The 2051-nt window shown below is 46.3% G+C and carries 2 protein-coding genes; both read right to left on the bottom strand.

Annotation, left to right across the window (positions count from 1 at the left end):
- On the bottom strand, positions 1-583 hold a 583-nt coding region (locus ACTHUM_RS12230; protein ID WP_440402984.1), incomplete at its 3' end, for a site-2 protease family protein.
- Positions 584-654: 71 nt separating this feature from the next.
- Positions 655-1899, bottom strand: coding sequence for a hypothetical protein (locus tag ACTHUM_RS12225; protein ID WP_440402983.1), 1245 nt, complete (start codon positions 1897-1899; stop codon positions 655-657).
- Between the last annotated feature and the right edge of the window lie 152 nt (positions 1900-2051).

Raw genomic sequence — 2051 nt, 5'->3', positions numbered from 1 at the left:
TGGCCAGCAGGCCGGTAAACAACAGGATCAGGATAATCCATGTGCCGTATGGCTCGATTTTACGGAACTGCATGGACTGTTTGGCGTTGAGAAAGGTATCGATAAAAATACCGCCGTCCCAAGGCAATATCGGAATCAGGCTGAATGCGACCCAAATCGAGTTCACCATCACGCCGTAACCGGCCATCTGCGCCAAGGGCGCTTGATAAGACTCAGGCACATACGCAGCAAGTACGACGACAAAGCCCCAAAAGAACGCCAAAATCAAATTGGCAATCGGGCCTGAAATCGACACCCAACGCCACGCACGGCGTGGATCACGGAAATTGCGCGAATCAATGGGCATAGGACGCGCCCAGCCGAACAGGAAACTGCCTATCATCAGACACACCAACGGCACGACAATCGTACCGACAGGGTCGATGTGCGGCAGCGGATTAAGCGTCAAACGCCCAAGCTGCTCGCCGGTATGGTCGCCCCAATAACGCGCCGTATAACCGCGTGCCACTTCGCGCACGGTAATGGCCAACAACACAGGCAATACTGCCAGCAGAAATACGCCTAAATCAAAATTTGCAAACATGTTTTTCCTTATCAAACACGCCGTCTGAAAACAGAAATATCCTTAAATATCCTTTCAGACGGCCTGAGGCTTTAATCTTCCTGTTTTTTGTCCGAACCGAAAAACTCTTTCAGCTCTCGCCAAGTAATGCCTTTACCTTGCGGATTCAATTTGAAGACTGGTTTGCCGTAATTGCTGTACACGTTGTCGCCGATAATATTGATGGCCTTATGTGTGCCGTTGATTTGCATATACATGCGGGAAGCCAAAATACGGCCTTTGCGGTCAAGATAATAGTCGACAACAGGATTGTTACCGGATATACGCTGGAAGCTAAGTGGCTGGTTATCACTTATGCTGACAAACATACTGAAAAATTCCCGCGCATTTTTATAATCTTCTTCTGTTGACCCTGGTTGGGGCGTTTTCTGTAATTTCGACAATTCTTCATCAAAAGCCTTAGCCACTGCCTTCATTACGACTGAATCATACTCTGGTTTCATGACATGACGTACACGATAGCGTGCATGGTTTGCCTTACCAAAGGCATCCATTTCTTTAAATACATATGCATCGGCAGGCATAGCCTTATTAGCACTCAAAAAAGCACGCACCCCTGCCTCTGCAATATGATCAAAAGGCACGCCTTTCGAATCACCGATTTCTTTCAAACTCAATTTTAAAGGTTCTTTGATTAAACGTTTGCCGATTTTCTCATCGGTGTACGCATTAACAATGGCAGACACGCTGGCAGGCGGATCAACATAGACTTCCCATTTTGCCGCATCCAGTTTCATAGGAAGTTTGATACTAAGTTTTTCATTGTGGTTGTTGATGGCCAATTCAGGAATCATCTCAAACTGACGCGTTGATAGGTCAACAGCTACCTCATAATTCAGATGAACCCCTTCCATGTAACTGGATATGGCAGGATATTTATCCAGATAATCAACGGCAACTTGTGCGATATTGCCGTCCGGCAAGGCATCAAGCATTGCATTGCGGAACTCAGCCTCTTCTCGTTCAGAAAACTCCTGCTTCAAAGCAGCGTCGTCTTCTTGAGCAACCTCCATAGAGGCTGCCGCCTCCCCCTCTTTGGCTTTGGCATCCTCTGCTTTCGCTTCGGCTTTCTTTTCCACCTTTTCATCTGCCAATACAGCTTCAGCCAATGGGCTGATATATACTTGAGAGCTGCCTGTGATGTTAAAGCTGTGGTCTTCTTTTAAAATACGGTCATTGGAAATCGACATGACCTCGTGCGCGGTTTTGTGATCCAAATTACTGCACGCGCTCAAACTAAATGCCGCAGCAATGGCCAAACCAATTATCTTCTTCATTCTGCCCAACCTTTTTGACGAAATGATTTTATTAGCACAATTTAACACAAGGCACCGATTCCATAAAGGCTTTCAAACAGCATGATTCATTGCTTCTCACTATCATACCTAATTCGATCGCCCTATCTATTTCAAGCCTAAAGGCCGTCTGA

It is taken from the genome of Neisseria sp. P0021.S006 (genome assembly GCF_051956895.1).
Note: the sequence above shows the minus strand (reverse complement) of the source record. Positions and strands in the feature narration are given on the sequence as shown.